The organism is Bartonella sp. AA86SXKL, assembly GCF_042196885.1.
Genome location: NZ_JBHIRE010000508.1, coordinates 1 through 592 on the forward strand (window position 1 = coordinate 1; position 592 = coordinate 592).

Consider the following 592-nt stretch of genomic DNA (forward strand, 5'->3'; position numbering starts at 1 on the left):
TTGCTTGAGGGAACCTCTAAATCATTGCCACGATCATCAAACTCTGCTTCAAATGTATCGGCTTCATTCCCGGCATGATCCGTGATAGTTGCGGTTAAAAGACGCTGGTAAAAAACCTCATGAACAAGCTTATCCCCCACCCTCACCTCAATAAAAGGATGTGAACGCCTTAATCCCATAGCCTTTTCACCACACTATTCTTCTCTTGGCTAACAAATTCAGGCAGAATGACCTTTAAGCCCCGCGGTAAAAACACACCATATTTGGCAATCTCTGGATTGGCTTCCAGTGTGGCTTCTAAATAGCCGTTTAGTCCCCCAACTTGAGAACGGTCCCCTAACACAGCCATGACATGGTGAAAGCAAAGGAGATCGAGGCTCATATCCTCTAGCTCTACAACAACATGTTTTTCTGGTATCTTCATAGAGTTTGTCCCTCTTGGTAATACCCCATTTGATATTGTCTCTCTTGGTATTGTCCTTGTGGTTTTCCGCCATTAAAAAAGGGCAAGAGCGTAATGGAATAGCGGATGCGCTGGGATTGACCAGAGCGACTGATATAGTCGTGGTCTTTTGTGATACTGGTGATTACT

General features: G+C 44.6%; 1 protein-coding gene and 2 pseudogenes. All 3 read right to left on the reverse strand.

Going from position 1 to position 592, the window contains the following annotated elements; genetic code table 11:
• A pseudogene (locus tag ACFIO5_RS12935) lies at positions 1-179 on the reverse strand (late control protein); the annotation flags it as partial.
• Positions 170-424 carry a tail protein X gene (locus ACFIO5_RS12940; RefSeq protein WP_375638846.1) on the reverse strand — a complete coding sequence of 85 codons (255 nt, stop codon included), beginning with the start codon at positions 422-424 and terminating at the stop codon, positions 170-172. The gene ACFIO5_RS12940 and the pseudogene ACFIO5_RS12935, both read right to left, overlap by 10 nt.
• Positions 421-592 (reverse strand): annotated as a pseudogene (locus ACFIO5_RS12945) (phage tail protein); the annotation flags it as partial. The pseudogene ACFIO5_RS12945 and the gene ACFIO5_RS12940, both read right to left, overlap by 4 nt.

What these genes read in the sequence shown, in the direction of transcription:
- ACFIO5_RS12940 (WP_375638846.1), bottom strand. Translation starts at nt 424, where the DNA reads ATGAAGATACCAGAAAAACATGTTGTTGTAGAGCTAGAGGATATGAGC.